The organism is Chryseobacterium sp. MYb264 (assembly GCF_035974275.1).
Lineage (GTDB): Bacteria > Bacteroidota > Bacteroidia > Flavobacteriales > Weeksellaceae > Chryseobacterium.
This window is the reverse complement of sequence record NZ_CP142422.1, coordinates 1,449,979-1,466,498: the sequence shown is the minus strand read 5'-3', so window position 1 is coordinate 1,466,498 and position 16,520 is coordinate 1,449,979. Positions and strand designations below refer to the sequence as shown.

Here is a 16,520-nt window from a genome sequence, read left to right as displayed (position 1 = left end):
GTTGTCAGTCTCTTTTTTTTGTTTTTATACTTTTTAAGTAGTCTTAACGGATCTTATCGGATCAAGTACAAAAGTCGGGGACTAGGCAAAAAAGTTCAGATCATGTCAGATGAAATTTTTTGCTCTCGCAGATTTTGCAAATGATGCAGATTCTTTTCCTTACACTTTACATATTGAGCACGAAGCCCCGCCAAGTTTTTTGACAACTCCCGTTTTAAGTCTCACCAAACCTTTCTACCTATAAAAGACCGCAAAGGTTAAACAAAGAAAATCAACGATACCATCTGTGGAAAATCTATGCGATCTGTAGGAAATAAAAATATTCGAGTATCCGTGGCGATAATATGCAGCCCTCAATTTTATCTTTGATAAAATTCTTGCGACTTAAAAACATAAAGCATTAAAAAATATCTTTGCTGCTTTGCGAAAAACCAACAAATAGAGCAGCATCTGTTAAAATCTGCACGATCTGTGGGGAATAAAAATATTCGAGTATCCGTGGCGATAATATACTGCCCTCAATTTTATCTTTGATAAAATCCTTGCGACTTAAAAACATAAAGCATTAAAAAATATCTTTGCGGCTTTGCGAAAAACCAACAAATAGAGCAGCATCTTTGAAAATCTGCACGATCTGTGGGGAATAAAAATATTCGAGTATCCGTGGCGATAATATACTGCCCTCAATTTTATCTTTGATAAAATCCTTGCGCCTTAAAAACATCAAGTATTAAAAAAAATCTTTGCGTCTCTGCGAAAAACCAACAGAAACAGCAGCATCTGAAAATCTGCGATCTGTGGGAAATAAAAATATTCGTGCATTCGTGGCAAAAAATACATCTAAACAATTTCTCCCCAAGTTTTGATACTGATCCATCTTATCTAAACACAATTCTCACAAATATTTTTTACAAATGTCACAATGATTCTCTCGGAGATTTTGCTGATCCCGCTGATTGATATTCTGAAGACTTTAGAATTTGTATACAGTAAAGAGTTTTAGAAACTATATTGAAAAATTAAATAGTACTATTTGTAAAAACCTGTGGAACCTTTGGGAAACAAAAAGATTCGTACATTCATGGAAGATTTTTAACGCTACGTTCGCTATGATGTTTTTTTAGTAATGCTGTTGATTTTTCGGTCGCAAGGGCGTTATACTCAGCAAATGATAGCAGCGTATTATGAACCGAGTTATACATTGAACACCAAGGCTCACTACGTTTTTTTACATAAAGATTCACCCAGTCGTTCCACTTATAAAGCTGATAAACAAAATAGTTCTGTTCTGGCAATCTGTTTAGTTCACTTTATTTTCTCTGGTTCTTCAGAATATAATTATTATCTAATTTAATACTTAAATCCTTATGTAAATCTAAAGGCGATCTGTGGGAAAATAAAAGGATTTGTGGCATAAGAAATACACTCCACAATTTTATCTCTGATAAAATCCTTGTGCCTTAAAAGCATGAAGTATTAAAAAAAAATCTTTGCGTCTTTGCGAATCACCAACAAAAACAGCACACTTTATAAACCCGTGAAACAAAAAAAAGACCTGTTCTTCTAGAAAATCACACCATTCGTCTAATAAAATTGATATTGGTCGTGTAATTGGGCAATTTTGTTTGGTAAAACAGACAGAAAATGAAACAATATATTCTCATAGCACTTTTCGTCGGAACATTCGCTTCCGCTCAAAAAATATGGACGCTTCAGGATTGTCTTGATTACGCTGTTGAAAATAACATTACTGTAAAAAAAACAGTGTTGGATAAGACAACGGCTCAACTCAATTACCAACAGCAGAAGAACAACAAACTGCCGACAATTTACGGTTCGTCTTCCTTTGGTGTAACCAACGGTTCGAGTATTGACCCGATTACCAGTAGTTTCGTGAACCAGAATATTCTTTCGAACAGCTTCGGAATCTCAGCAAACGCGTTGATCTATCAGGGGAATAAACTGAATCTTCAGATCGAACAGAATAAAATTTTATTGGAACAGTCCTCATTGTATCAGAAGCAGGCGGAAAATAATATCGTTTTAAATGTTTTGAATGCCTATCTCCAGTCCTTATATTATTATGAAGGAATTGAAATTGCAAAAAATACCGCAAGCTCTTCCGCTCAGGAATTAAAACTGACACAAGTTAAATATAAAAACGGAGCCATTTCAAAGTTGGAATTGGCAGATGTTGAAACCCAGGATGCACAGAATCAATATACGGTAGTCAACAGTGAAAATCTTTACAATCAGCAGGTTTTAAAATTGAAACAGCTCCTGGAGATCGATCCGAATGTGGATTTTCAGATTGAAAAAATGAACCTTACTGATTTTGACGAACTCATTCCTGATAAACAACAGGTTTTTGCGCAAGCTTCTGAAACTCTTCCTGATTTAAAGATCTACGATTATCAAAACGAAATCCTGAACAAAGCCTTAGCTATTACAAAAGCTGGTTATCTTCCTACACTTTCGGCAACAGCAGGTTTGAATACCGGATTTACAAGCACTCAGGATTACAGCTATTTTAATCAGGTTAAAAACAATTTCAATAAATCGGTTGGTTTATCCTTAAACATTCCCATTTTTTCTAAAAAACAGAATGATACGAATGTAAAACTGGCTAAAATCAATATTGAGCAGAATCAATTAGATAAAATAAGTGCTGGTAAAACGTTGTATTCAAGCATTGAAACAGCCTGGCAAAATGCAATAGCCAATCAGGCCCAGCAAAAATCTTCAAAAGTGGCAAGAGACAATGCAAAACTTGCTTACGATCTGGCCAACAAAAAGTTTGAATTTGGAGGATTGACAACCACAGAACTGTCGGTGAGCAGAAATACCTATTTAACGAATGAACAGACGTATTTACAGTCAAAATACATGGCTGTCCTATACACGCAGCTTTTGAATTTTTACCAGGGAAAAACGTTAACAGTAAACTAAAATAACAGAATAAAATATTATCAAGATGAATCCGAAATATAAAAAATACTTTAAAAATTCTGCTATTACATTAATTGTAGTGATTGCTGTGGTTTTTGCTTACAGATATTTTACCCAAAAAGAAGATCCGAAGATTTCTGTTCAGACAGTGAAAATGACCAAGCAGAACATTACCACTTCGGTAACGGCAACAGGAACTGTAGAACCTGTGGATCAGGTAGATGTGGGAACGCAGGTTTCGGGAATTATCAATCATATTTATGCAGATTATAATTCTCAGGTTAAAAAAGGACAGCTTTTGGCAGAACTTGATAAAACAAACCTCCAAGAGTCGGTAAATAACGCTATGGCCCAGTATAATGCAGCTTTGAATGAACTTAATTATTATCAGCAAAATTATAACCGCCAAAACAGTATGTTTAAAGCAGGCGTAATCAGCAAAGCAGATTATGAACAGGCAGCTTATCAGGTTAAAAATTCACAGCAAACGGTAAGTCAGCGACAGACCGCTTTGGCACAGGCAAGAACGAATTTAAGCTATGCCAATATCTACGCGCCGATAGACGGAATTATTTTAAGCCGTGAAGTGGAAGAAGGACAAACGGTAGCGGCAAGTATGACGACGCCAACATTGTTTACCATTGCCAAAGATATTACGAAAATGCAGGTGGAAGCCAATGTAGATGAGGCGGACATCGGTGGCGTGGAAGTCGGGCAACGTGTGACGTTTACCGTGGATGCTTTTCCGCAGGAGGAATTTAACGGAAAGGTTCGCCAGGTGAGATTGGCAGCAACTACGGAATCTAATGTGGTAACGTATACCGTGATTATAGATGCCGATAATTCTGAACAAAAATTAAAGCCCGGATTAACGGCAACGATCACCATTTTTACGCAGGAACTTAAAAATATCAATACCATTCCTGCAGGAGCAATTAGTTTTAGTCCAGATACTGAAACTTTACAGAAATATTATCTTCAAAACGAGCTGAATGCTAAAATTCCTGAAATTAAAGTCGGAAAGAACAAAGAAAAATATGTCTGGATTAAAAATAACGACAATACCTTATCTCAAAAATTAGTGACAGTCGGCATCAATGATGGTGTGAATGTTCAGGTGAAAAGTGGGTTAGAAGGAAATGAACAAATTTTAACTTCATTAGATGAACAACAGGAAGTGGTGGCGAACTCTCAATCGGAAAACAGTCCGTTTATGCCGAAAAGACCGAACAGTAATAATAAAAAATCAGGCTCAAGCCAAGGTCCGCCTCCGGGAAATTAATTTATTTGATGGTTGTGTTTTATAGAGATTAAAATTCATAAACCAGAAAACCAACAACGATCAACCATTAACTATCAACCAAACAACAATGAAACCGATCATCAACATACAAAACCTTAAACGAGAATTTAAAATGGGCGATGAGATCGTGCATGCGCTGAAGGGAATTAATTTAACGATCAATGAAGGAGAATTTGTAACGATCATGGGAACGAGTGGTTCCGGAAAGTCTACTTTTCTGAATATTTTAGGATGCCTCGATCAGCCGACTTCAGGAACTTATGAGCTAGATGGTGTTTCGGTTAAAGATTTAAATAAGAACCAGTTAGCCGATATCAGGAATCAGAAGATAGGATTTATTTTTCAGTCGTATAATTTACTGGCAAGAACGAGTGCTTTGGAAAATGTAGAACTTCCGTTGTTGTATAATCCGAAAGTTTCGGCAGAAGAAAGAAGAGAGCGAGCAGTGAAAGCTCTGAAACAGGTGGGTTTAGAAAGCAGAATGTATCATATTCCTAGTCAGTTATCGGGAGGTCAGCAACAGAGAGTTGCCATCGCCAGAGCATTGGTGAATCATCCGATTATTTTGCTGGCGGATGAGGCGACGGGAAATCTGGATACCAGAACATCGTATGAAGTGATGAATCTTTTTCAGGAACTGAACAATGAAGGAATCACCATTGGATTTGTTACGCACGAGGATGATATCGCCAAATTCAGCAGAAGAACGGTGGTTTTAAAAGATGGAAATATTACAGAAGACCAATTGGTCACCAACAGATTATATGCTGCTGAAGAGCTTGCCAAGCTTCCTCCTGCAGAATAAAGAATTTATTAGTTACAATGAAGATGGACAGTATGCGGTAAATATTTACGAACCCAATAAGAAAAGATCACGAAAGGGAAAGTTAAAAAGAAAATGAAGTAGCATTGGGTTTGTGGATATTTTTAATTAAAAAAGATAAAATAATGAACTTTTTAAATTTACTTAAAATAGCCTGGAAGGCCATTCTCCTTAATAAAACCCGCGCGATGCTTACCATGCTGGGAATTATTATTGGGGTAGCTTCCGTGATTGCGATGCTTGCCATAGGCGAAGGTTCCAAAGAAAGTATCAAGAAAAATATTTCGAGCATGGGTGCGAATTTAATTACAGTTCGCCCCGGCGCCGGAATGATGGGTGGTGTACGTTCGGATCCTTCTGCGATGCAAACATTGACATTGGCAGATTATAATGCTTTAAAAACAAAAACGAAGCTGCTTAAAAATATTTCTCCTTTGGTGAACGGAAGCGGGCAGAGTATTGCGGGTTCCAACAACTGGCCGACCTCAATTTATGGAACTTCTCCCGAATATTTAAAGATTCGTGATTGGTCTATAGAAGAAGGCTCTATGTTCACCGAAGATGATGTGGAAGCGTATGCAAAAGTGGCTGTGATCGGGAAAACGGTTCAGGAAAATCTGTTTCCAAATGAAAATCCGATCGGTAAAATGATCCGCTTTAAAAATATACCCTTCAAAGTGATCGGCGTGCTTCGTGAAAAAGGTGAAAATACATTCGGGCAGGATCAGGATGATATTATTATTGCACCTTACACGGCGGTTCAGAAGAGAATTTTAGCTCAAAAATATCTGCAGTCTATTGTGGCATCATCGCTGAGTGAAGAGGATTCTGAAGCGGCGGTCAACGAAATTAAAACCATTATGGAGAATCAGCACAAGATAAAACCTGATGAAGATAATGATTTCAATGTGTCGTCCCAACAGGAAATTATATCTACTTTCAGTTCAACGAGCGAAATGCTGACCGTTCTTTTGGTTGCGATTGCCAGTATTTCCCTGATTGTCGGTGGGATAGGAATTATGAATATCATGTATGTTTCTGTGAAAGAACGAACAAAAGAAATCGGTTTGAGAATGGCCATTGGCGCAAAAGGAAACGATATTCTGATGCAGTTTTTAATTGAATCGGTCTTAATAAGCATTACCGGTGGTATTCTGGGCGTTCTTATCGGCTTGGTGGCAACTTTTTGTGTAAAACAATTTGCGGGTTGGCCCGTTAGTATTACGATGAGCTCCATTGTGATTTCATTTGCAGTATGTACGGTTACGGGTGTCTTTTTTGGATGGTATCCGGCGAGAAAAGCAGCTCAGGCAGATCCTATTAATGCTCTGAGATACGAATAAAATTAGAATTTTAATGCTGAAAAGTAGAGGGAAATGGTAGAAAAAATTTTAAATTCACTTCTTCAAAGATTTCATAAATCAACGATTTTTAATGGCTTGAACAAGTTTAAATTTTAGCTGATGAAAAATGTAAAAACAAAAGAACGAAATGATTAATATTAAAAATAAAAAGCTGGAAATCAGTATTCATTTGCTGATATGGCTGGTTCTTTTCTTTCTTCCCGCAGCATTTTCGCTGGGGTCAGACGGAAATTGGCTGGAGCTTTTCAAGCACTTTTGGATGCAGTTGATTTTTTTAGCCGTTATCTTTTATATTAATTACTTTTTCCTGATCAATTGGCTGTATACCGATAAAAAATTTCATTTTATTGCTTTTAATGTGGTTTTAATTATCGTATTGATCATCTTAAAACAGCAGATTTTTCAGTTAATAGATACCCCAAGACCAAGAGGTGGAGGAGGCAGAAGACCGCCTGATGGATTTATTTATTTCATGGATTTTATGACCTATTTAATTCCTGTTGCCTTTTCAATTGCGATCAATTCCGGGCAGAGAATGAAGCAGGCCGAAGAAATGAAGCGTGAAGCTGATAATATTAAGTTGAAATCTGAACTTCAACACCTTAAATATCAATTACAGCCACATTTTTTCTTTAATGCATTAAACAATATTTATTCACTGATCGATTTTGCGCCTGATAAAGCAAAACATAGTATTCACAGTTTGAGTAAATTAATGCGACATTTGTTGTACAAAACAGATGTTGAGAAGATCACACTTTCTGAAGAAATTGATTTTTTGAATAAATATATTGAATTGATGACGCTTCGTCTGAATGATAATACGAAAGTCTACACCAGTTTTCCTCCGAAAATTCCAAATGTGGAAATTGCACCTTTGCTTTTTATTTCGGTAGTTGAAAATGCTTTTAAACATGGAGTTTCAGCAACACAACATTCAGATATCAGCTTTAAAATGGAAATTAATGAAGATGAAGAAATTCTTTTTATGGCTTCAAATTCCAATTTTCCTAAAACAGATACCGATAAAAGCGGTTCGGGAATCGGCGTTGAAAATCTGAAGAAAAGACTAAATTTACTGTATCCTGAAAAATATGAGTTCCATTCCCATCTCAATAACGGAATGTATATTGCGGAAATGAAACTGAAAATCAAGTAAAAAGATGAGAAAAATAACTTGTTTGATCGCTGATGACGAACCGATGGCTTTGCAATTAATTGAAAGCTATGTTTTGAAAACTCCTTTTCTGGAACTGAAAGCGAAATGCAGCAGTGCAGTGGAGGCAATGAGGTTTTGCGATGAACAAAGTGAAATAGACCTTTTTTTTCTTGATATTCAGATGCCGGATCTTACCGGACTGGAATTTTCAAAAATGATTCCGTCGAGAAGTAAAGTGATCTTCACGACAGCTTTCGAACAGTATGCAATCGACGGTTATAAGGTAAATGCGTTGGATTATCTTCTGAAACCTTTTGATTATAATGAGTTTCTCAGTGCGGCTCATAAAGCACGAGTTCATTTTGAATCTTTACAGTCGGTCTCGCCTCCAAAAACAGAAAAGAAGCCGGATTTTATCTTTGTGAAATCTGAATACCGACAGGTGAAAATAGATTTTTCAGAAGTGCTTTATATCGAAGGATTAAAGGATTATGTAAAAATTTACCTGAAAGATAATCCTAAACCAGTTTTAACGCTGATGAGCCTTAAAAAGTTGGAAGAAGAATTACCTTCTGAAGATTTTATGAGGGTTCACAGATCGTTTATCATTGGTTTGAATAAAATTGAAGCTATTGAGAGAAATCATATCGTGATCGGAAATCAGCAGATTGTTATTGCTCCCAATTATAAGAAAACCCTGATGGATTATATCGAAGGGAAAAGTCTCTAAACTATTTTTATGACTTCTATAACAAATAAATTTGAAATTGTTATCCCATATAAATTTCGTTATTTCTCGAAAAAACACGATATTTGTAGCGCGAAAAATTCGAGCAAAATTTCAAAATAAGTAGAGGTTTTAGAACCTTAATAAAATGATCTGGTGAAACGACTAAGTTTCATGAGACCAATTAAAAAATAGATTGAGCAAATGAAAATATCAAACAACTGGCTGAAAGACTTTATCAAATCGGAATTGAAAACTGAAAGAATCGGTGAATTCCTTACGGATATTGGTCTTGAAGTTGAAGGGATAGAAAAATTTGAAAGCGTAAAAGGAAGCTTGGAAGGAATTGTTGTAGGTAAGGTTTTAACTTGCGAAAAACATCCGAATGCAGACAAATTAAAGAAAACAACAGTAGATGTAGGAAACGGGAAAGTATTAAATATCGTTTGTGGAGCTCCGAATGTGGAAGCTGGTCAAACGGTTCCTGTAGCTGTTGTCGGAACTAAAATCTATGATAAAACCGGAAACTTTTTTGAAATAAAAGAAGCAAAGATCAGAAGTGAGATTTCTCAGGGGATGATTTGTGCAGAAGATGAGCTTGGTCTTAGCGATGATCACGGTGGTATTATGGTGTTGGATGAGGAAAAATATGAAGTGGGAAAAAATTTCGCAGATTATTTTGAATTGTCAAACGATGAGGTTTTTGAAATTGGTTTAACGCCAAATAGAACCGATGCGATGTCTCATTATGGTGTCGCAAGAGATTTGTATGCTTTTTTATCGACCAATCAGCAAAAATCTACTTTTGAAAAAGTGTCTTCTGTTGCTCTTAACAACGAAGGTTCTCACGATTTCACATTAGAAGTTGAAGATGCGGAGCTTACACCGAGATATATCGGAGCGGTTATTGAAAACGTAAAAGTGGCGGAGTCTCCGGCTTGGTTGAAAGACAGATTAAAAGCGATCGGATTAAGCCCTATCAACAACGTTGTAGATATTACCAACTATATTCTTCATGGTTTCGGACAGCCGCTTCATGCTTTTGATGCAGATAAAATTGCAGATAAAAAAGTGAAAGTAGGAACCGTAAAAGAAGGGACAAAATTCACAACGTTGGATGGAATTGAAAGAACATTGAATGGTTCTGAGATCATGATCAAAGACGGAAAAGATAACCCAATGTGTATTGCCGGAGTTTTCGGTGGCGCCCATTCCGGGGTTTCTAATGAAACAAAAACTATTTTCCTGGAAAGTGCTTATTTCAATCCGGTAGCGGTGAGAAAAGGAGCTAAATTCCATGGTTTAAATACAGATGCGTCTTTCAGATTTGAAAGAGGGGTGGATCCTAATATTACAAGAACGGCAATCACACATGCTATCAAATTGATTCAGGAATTGGCTGAAGGACAATTGGTTGGTGATTTGCTGGAAGAATATCCAAAGAAACTGGAAGATAATTATGTGATCATCAGATTCTCAAAAATCGAACAGATTTTAGGAACAAAAATTCACAGAGAGAAAGTAAAAGAAATTTTGAAAGCGCTAGAAATTCAGGTTTTAAACGAAATTCAGAATGGTCTGGAAATCTCAGTTCCGGCTTACAGAGCGGATGTTACAAGAGAAATCGACGTTATTGAAGAGATTCTAAGAATTTACGGATATAATAAAATTGATGCTCCGCAGAAAATTTCATTCACACCTGTAAAATTAAGTGCAAACGATCAGGACGAATTGGAAAATAACTGGGCAAGAACATTGCAAAGCTTAGGTTTCAATGAAGTGATGAATAACTCATTAACTTCTGTAAAAGATGAAACGGATGCTGTGAAATTGTTGAATCCTCTAAGTGGAGATTTAGCATTCATGAGAAAGTCTTTATTAGAAGGTCTTTTGCAAAATGCGATCTACAATATCAACAGAAAAAATCAGGATATTAAGTTTTTCGAATTTGGAAAAATTTACCATAAAAGAGAGAAATACGAGGAAAGAAAACAATTGGCAATCCTTGTTTCCGGTAGAGAAGTTGCTGAAAACTGGTTGCAGCCAAAATCTGCGACAAGTTTCTATAACTTAAAAGCTTATGTAAAAGTTTTATTGGAAAGATTAGCAATTGATTATAAAGAAGTTGCTTTGTCTGACGAAAGATTTTCTGACGCCTTGGCGTATGAAGCTGATGGTAAAGCTTTGGTAAGAATCGGAAAAGTGGCTCCTCAGTTAATGAAAGATTTTGATATCGATCAGGAATGTTTCTATGCTGAAATAGAGTTGGAATATGCTCAGGAATTGCGTTCTAAAAACGAATTGAAGTTCAAAGATATTCCTAAATTCAATAAGATCAGAAGAGATTTAGCGTTACTGATTGATAAGAATGTAAACTATCAGGATCTTTATCAGACAGCTAAAAAGAACAAATCTCCTTATATTAAAAATATCAACTTATTTGATGTTTATGAAGGAAAAAATCTTCCTGAAGGTAAGAAATCTTACGCCATGAGTTTTGAACTTCTAAATGAAGAAAAAACATTGGAAGAAAAAGAAATTGCTTCTGTAATGGATTCTTTAATCAAATCTTTTGAAAAAGAATTTGGTGCTGAATTAAGAGGATAATTTTATTAAAATATATCATAGAAACGGGCTTTTAAAGTCCGTTTTTTGTTTTTTTATCCCTGATCGGCTTTCTGCTGCTTAATTTTTTGTTTAAAAGACAAATGTTTTAACTTATAACTTATTACATTGAAATTTAAAAGACTCTTAATCAATCGGTATCTTAAGGAGTAATAAAATTCATAAGAAACCATTTTAATAATTTAATTTACGTAAATTTGGTTTAAATCAATATAGGAAAAATGAAAAATCTTTTTTTAAGTATAGGTGCGGCTGTAATCTTAGCATCTTGTGGGACAATGACAAGTGCATCCGCTTCAAAGGTTGGTAAAGCTCAGCCCTCATTATCCAATACAAAATGGACTTTGGCTGACAATGTAAAAGGTAAAGTTCCGTCACTTAATATTGAAGGAGAAAAAATCAATGGAAATGCGGGCTGCAATAATTACTTCGGAACTGCAAAAGTAGACCCTTCAAGCGGTAATTTTTCTGCAGGTGCATTAGGATCAACGAAAATGGCTTGTGACAATATGAGTGTTGAGAAAAATTTCATGGATATGGTTGGTAAAGCCAATAAATATGTAGTTTCAGGAAATACATTGGAGCTGTACAAAGACAATCTTTTACTATTGAAATTCAATAAAGCAGAATAAAACAAAAGGAACTCAATTTGAGTTCCTTTTTTATGTTTTGATGGGTTAAATTATTCTTCGTCCTCCTCTTCGTCGTACTTAGCTAATTCTTCATCGCACCATTTGAAAGCAGCTTCTACCACTTTAGTAGCCTCATCTGCCATCGTTTCTTCATCATCACCTTCCAAATCATCTAACCACTCAACTTCTTCTTCTTCTACGTTTAAGATAAATCTTGGGTATTCTGTATGAACCACGAATAAATCTTCTGGAAATTCCGAATTATCTGCTAATAAAAACTTTGGTAATTTCATTTTTTTAATGTTTTAACTTTAAATCAAAGATAATAAAATTATTGATATTTGTTCTTGTCGATTTTAATTTTTTGTAAAACTTTGTAACGTGTTAAGGTTGTTTTCTTAAGACTGTCTTCCGGTTTGAAAGTCACTCTGATTTGAGGATTTACAGTACTCAATAATTCGGCAACCTGAATTTTTTCAAGGTCTTCTTCTTTTTCAAGATAAAATTGTAAAGGTACTTTATCTAATTTTTCAGCCTGTAAAAATTCTTTTGCTGCTTTTCTGTTTTCAAAATAATTGCCCTTGGAAAGCCACGTGAAGGCCATTCCTGTCATTAAACTTAAAAATCCGATCACATACACTTTTGTATTAAAGATTTGGAACATTTTTTTGAAATAAACCAGCCAGATCGGAAAGCTGAAAGGCGCCATCAGTCGGTAGTCTATCGCATTGACAGAATAAAAATACTGGACAAAATAAGAGCACACAATGGCAGAAACTCCAATCACGATGAAAAAAGATTCTGTCTCCGAAAGTTTTTTCTTGATAAACAGGAATATGATTAAAAGTATATTTAATAATCCGATCCCATAAATTCCGTAATTAATGATTCCACCGCCTGGGTTAGCAATATGAACAAAAGGATTAAAGGTTGTACATAAACCTTGAAATAACTCTACTAAAAGTTCAGGAGTGGTGTGCAGGTTCATGTTCAGGTTTTGACCAATATAATCGTCCGTAAAATAGTCAATAAACAGGAATTTATACAGAACAATAAAAGCAAAACCTATAATTCCTGAAATGATGAAGCTTAAGGCAAATTTTCTTTTCCAGTAAAGCAATCCGAAAAGTCCGGTTCCTCCTACAATAAAAAGTCCGGTATATCGGATATTATAAATAGCAATTAAGCTTAATGAAACATAAATAATGCCTTCTTTCTTCCCTATTTTATCTTTGATAACAAGCATGGCGGAGTAGAGTAGAAGCAGTACAAAAGGTAATGTTAGAGCCTCACTCATCGTGAAAGCATAAATCGAGATGAAACTAAATAATGAACTTAAAACAATCGTCTCTTTAAAATAGAAATTTTTCTTCCAGGCAAATAAAATAATAAAAATAAATGCTAAGATTCCTATTAGTTTACTACTCCAAAACTCGTCAAGACTAAAAAAAGTGAAAAATTTTATGACAGCCGGATAGCCCAAAGGTGTGATTGTATTGTCAATTTCCGGAAGGCCGTGCGCGAATCTCATATATCGTATGGAGTCTGGACTCACTCTTCCTTTTTCGTTCAGTAGGAAACGTAAAATGGTCATCACTAAAGTAATGATGACCATTGATATCTGGATATATTTTTCTTTAAATTTCATCGACGAAAAGTAGTGAATTTTTACAATGCAAGTCAATTTTCATAGGAATGAATTATTTCATGTCAATTTTAAAAATTAACTATTGACTATTCAGTTACTAACTTTTCTTATTTTGAAAACATTGTTGCCACTTTTTCCGCTTTTTTACTTTCAGAATAATCGTAGAAACCTTCACCCGATTTTACGCCCAATTTCCCTGCCATTACCATGTTTACCAATAATGGGTTGGGTGCATATTTAGGATTTTTGAAACCGTCATACATTACGTTTAGGATCGCTAAACAAACATCAAGACCGATAAAATCTGCCAATTGAAGAGGTCCCATCGGGTGAGCCATTCCCAACTTCATTACCGTATCAATCTCTTCAACGCCCGCTACACCGTTGTATAGGGTTTCTATAGACTCATTAATCATTGGCATTAAAATTCTGTTCGCCACGAATCCCGGATAATCATTAACTTCTACAGGAACTTTACCTAATGTTTTGCTCATTTCGTAAATGCTGTCAAAAGTTTCTTTAGATGTAGAATATCCCTTAATAATTTCAACCAATTTCATGATTGGAACGGGATTCATAAAGTGCATTCCAATCACTTTATCAGCTCTTTTAGTAGCAGCAGCAATTTTTGTAATAGAAATTGATGACGTATTAGTAGCTAAAATACAGTTTTCAGGCGCCAATTCGTCCATCTGAGCGAAAATTTTTAACTTCAATTCCTGATTTTCGGTAGCTGCTTCCACAACAAGATCCGCGGATCCTACAGCATCTTTTAAAGCCGTGAAAGTGGTGATATTTCCTAAAGTTTCTGCTTTTTGTTCTTCAGTAAGGTTACCCTTTGCAATGATTCTGTCAAGATTCGTAGTAATGGTTTTCAGGCCTCTGTCTAAAGCCTCTTGGGATACATCTACCAAGTTTACTTTAAAGCCGCTTTGTGCAAAAGTATGTGCGATACCATTTCCCATGGTTCCGGCTCCGATAACTACAATGTTTTTGATCATTTTTCCTTATTTAGTTAAAATTATTTTTTGTAAATGGTTATATTTTTTGTGTTGATAAGATCTTGCTTGGATACAATGGTGATTTCCTCAAAATGAACGATCCCATCCTGATTTTGTTTTCTTTTTGAATTCTGGGCAAGTACTGCTGCCTGAAGCCCCTTGATAAAAGATGGCTTCTGGGTTTTTGAAAGCTGATCAATCTGGATATATAAATTAAATTCACCCTCTCTTCCAAGGCCGGATTGTTTCAGAACTTCAATAGATTTTATCTTGTTTTTCTTTTGAAACTGGTAGATATAATTCTTTACAGGATCTACCGATGGAGTGCCGCAACAAATACTGCTGTAGCCAATTTGCAAATAGTTTTGTCCTTTTTGGGCCCACAAAAGGGCAGAAAACAAAATGAAAATGGCTAAAAATATATTTTTCATAATAAAGCCTACTTTAATAAAGATTTTACAGCTTTAAAAGTAAGCTTTAAATTTTACTTATTAAAATAGTCATAAACCGTCTTTGAAATGTCTGAAATCATTTTGCAGTTTATAGCTTCCGGTTCTGTGGAATCGTTGATGAATACAGCAATGGCATAATGTTTTTTATCGGGTAAAGTGATAATTCCCATGTCATTTTCAGCCACCGTTAAATCACTATCATATTTTCCGGAAGATCCCGTTTTATGGGCAATACTGCCTTTTGGCAACTGCTCTTTCAATTTATTGGTTCCGGTGGAAGTCTTCAGCATAATATCGTAAAGATATGCGGTCGATTTTTTGGAAAGTATTTTTCCTTCATAGAATTTTTTAAGTAAAGTAACGGCAGAGCTTGTGGTACTGTAGTTTTTATACTGATTTTTCCAGTCTTTATGCATTTCATTTTCATTCACTTTGATCTGAAAACCTTTTATCCCTTTAGAATCGATGAATTTTTGAACGGTTTGCGTGCCTCCAATTAATTTTAATAAAAAGTCGCAGCCGTTATTATCACTCCCACTTACGGTATAGTCGATAATTTCATCTAAACTCAGGGTTACGTCTCCTTTTGGATATTTCTTTCTGATGGGCGACCAGGTGTTTGCTAATAATTCAGATTCTTTTAATGTATATTTCTGATTGAGTGAAAATTTTCCTTTGTCCACCAAATCCAGGACAGCGCAGGCAATATGAAACTTAAAAACACTTAAGGTCGGCAGATTTTTATCACCATTTTTATTGTATTTAAAGTTATTTTCAAAGCCTAAAACAGAAACTCCCACCGTAGCTTTTTTACCCTTAACAATAGAATTAATCTTGTGATCCAGAGTCGAATTCTGGGCAAAAGTAAAGGTTGACATCAGAACAAAAAATAAGCCTATTTTCATCACAATAATTTTTGCTTTAAAAATAGGCTTAAAATTTTATTTATTAAAATAATCTCAGACTACTTTCGAAATATCAGAGATCATTTTGTAATTTACAGTATCGGCTTCTTTGGAATCGCTTACAAATACGGCTAATGCATAGTGTTTTCCATTAGGCAGGCTTACAATTCCTATTTCATTTTCAGCTCCGGTCAATCCATCTTTATTTTTTCCTGAAGCTCCCGTTTTTCTCGCGACCGGCGTTCCTTTAGGAAGCTGTTCTACCATTTTATTGAGACCTGTAGAGGTGGATAACATAATTCTCATCAGATAATCGGTAGATTTTTTCGAAAGAAGCTTACCATCATAGAATTTTTTTAAGGTCTGAACAGCAGAACTTGTGGTGGTGTAATTCTGGTATTGTGCATTCCAGTCCTTATGCATCTGCTCTTCATTAAATTTGATCTGGAAATTTTTTACCTTCTTTGAATTCATAAAATTCTGTACCGTTTTTGTTCCGCCAATCAGTTTGAGAAGAATATCGCATCCGTTATTGTCACTAAAGGCTACAGTTTGCTCAATAATTTCACTCAAAGGAACTTCAACGCCGCCGTTGGGATATTTATCCCGAAGCGGCGACCAGGTATTTTCGAGTAAATTGGATTTGTTTAATGGGATTTGCTGATCCAAAGAAAGCTTTCCCTTATCTACATAATCTAAAACCGCTGCAGCAATGTGGAATTTGAAAACGCTTTGCATCGGAAGTTTTTTTTCTCCGTTTTTATTGTATTTGAATCCATTTTCAAATCCCAAAACCGAGACACCTACCGTTGCTTTCTTTTCTTTAATAATTGAGATGATCTTTTGATCAATAGGGGATTGGGCAAATGTGAATACAGACCCAAAGAGAAACAGGAACATTAACTTTTTCATAAGTGTATTTTACCTAAAAA

At 35.4% G+C, this 16,520-nt stretch carries 14 protein-coding genes; 8 read left to right on the top strand and 6 right to left on the bottom strand.

Annotated features, from left to right (window positions below; all coding sequences use genetic code 11):
* Window positions 1-1,644: 1,644 nt before the first annotated feature.
* The 8 genes from VUJ46_RS06245 (at window position 1,645) to VUJ46_RS06210 (ending at window position 11,582) form a co-directional block, all read left to right on the top strand.
* Window positions 1,645-2,949: a TolC family protein gene (locus VUJ46_RS06245; protein WP_326984143.1), complete on the top strand. Its 1,305-nt coding sequence runs from the start codon at window positions 1,645-1,647 to the stop codon at window positions 2,947-2,949.
* A gap of 25 nt (window positions 2,950-2,974) precedes the next feature.
* Complete coding sequence (locus tag VUJ46_RS06240; RefSeq protein WP_326984142.1) at window positions 2,975-4,231, top strand: efflux RND transporter periplasmic adaptor subunit; 1,257 nt, start codon at window positions 2,975-2,977, stop codon at window positions 4,229-4,231.
* Between the two features lie 88 nt (window positions 4,232-4,319).
* Window positions 4,320-5,057 (top strand): ABC transporter ATP-binding protein, encoded by a 738-nt coding sequence (locus VUJ46_RS06235; protein ID WP_326984141.1) that lies wholly within the window; start codon window positions 4,320-4,322, stop codon window positions 5,055-5,057.
* A gap of 143 nt (window positions 5,058-5,200) precedes the next feature.
* The gene (locus VUJ46_RS06230) at window positions 5,201-6,418 is read left to right on the top strand and encodes an ABC transporter permease (protein ID WP_326984140.1); all 1,218 of its coding nucleotides are present in this window, start codon (window positions 5,201-5,203) and stop codon (window positions 6,416-6,418) included.
* Between the two features lie 148 nt (window positions 6,419-6,566).
* Window positions 6,567-7,598 (top strand): sensor histidine kinase, encoded by a 1,032-nt coding sequence (locus VUJ46_RS06225; RefSeq protein WP_326984139.1) that lies wholly within the window; start codon window positions 6,567-6,569, stop codon window positions 7,596-7,598.
* Window positions 7,599-7,602: 4 nt separating this feature from the next.
* Window positions 7,603-8,328, top strand: a complete 726-nt coding sequence (locus VUJ46_RS06220) for a LytR/AlgR family response regulator transcription factor (RefSeq protein WP_326984138.1) — start codon at window positions 7,603-7,605, stop codon at window positions 8,326-8,328.
* A 201-nt stretch (window positions 8,329-8,529) separates the two neighbouring features.
* Window positions 8,530-10,932, top strand: coding sequence for a phenylalanine--tRNA ligase subunit beta (gene pheT, locus VUJ46_RS06215; protein WP_326984137.1), 2,403 nt, complete (start codon window positions 8,530-8,532; stop codon window positions 10,930-10,932).
* 239 nt (window positions 10,933-11,171) lie between these two features.
* A complete protein-coding gene (locus VUJ46_RS06210; RefSeq protein WP_326984136.1) occupies window positions 11,172-11,582 on the top strand; it encodes an META domain-containing protein in 411 nt (136 codons plus the stop codon).
* A 50-nt stretch (window positions 11,583-11,632) separates the two neighbouring features.
* Here the strand turns inward: VUJ46_RS06210 and VUJ46_RS06205 are convergent, their stop codons facing one another.
* The 6 genes from VUJ46_RS06205 to bla-A (VUJ46_RS06180) form a co-directional block, all read right to left on the bottom strand.
* Window positions 11,633-11,875 (bottom strand): hypothetical protein, encoded by a 243-nt coding sequence (locus VUJ46_RS06205; protein WP_267402570.1) that lies wholly within the window; start codon window positions 11,873-11,875, stop codon window positions 11,633-11,635.
* 38 nt (window positions 11,876-11,913) lie between these two features.
* Window positions 11,914-13,230, bottom strand: a complete 1,317-nt coding sequence (locus VUJ46_RS06200) for a hypothetical protein (protein WP_326984135.1) — start codon at window positions 13,228-13,230, stop codon at window positions 11,914-11,916.
* Window positions 13,231-13,337: 107 nt separating this feature from the next.
* Window positions 13,338-14,228, bottom strand: a complete 891-nt coding sequence (locus tag VUJ46_RS06195) for a 3-hydroxybutyryl-CoA dehydrogenase (RefSeq protein ID WP_326985076.1) — start codon at window positions 14,226-14,228, stop codon at window positions 13,338-13,340.
* A gap of 23 nt (window positions 14,229-14,251) precedes the next feature.
* Window positions 14,252-14,662 carry a hypothetical protein gene (locus tag VUJ46_RS06190; RefSeq protein WP_326984134.1) on the bottom strand — a complete coding sequence of 137 codons (411 nt, stop codon included), beginning with the start codon at window positions 14,660-14,662 and terminating at the stop codon, window positions 14,252-14,254.
* 53 nt (window positions 14,663-14,715) lie between these two features.
* Complete coding sequence (gene bla-A / locus VUJ46_RS06185) at window positions 14,716-15,591, bottom strand: CGA/CIA family class A beta-lactamase (protein WP_326984133.1); 876 nt, start codon at window positions 15,589-15,591, stop codon at window positions 14,716-14,718.
* Window positions 15,592-15,642: 51 nt separating this feature from the next.
* Window positions 15,643-16,500, bottom strand: a complete 858-nt coding sequence (gene bla-A, locus VUJ46_RS06180; RefSeq protein WP_326984132.1) for a CGA/CIA family class A beta-lactamase — start codon at window positions 16,498-16,500, stop codon at window positions 15,643-15,645.
* Between the last annotated feature and the right edge of the window lie 20 nt (window positions 16,501-16,520).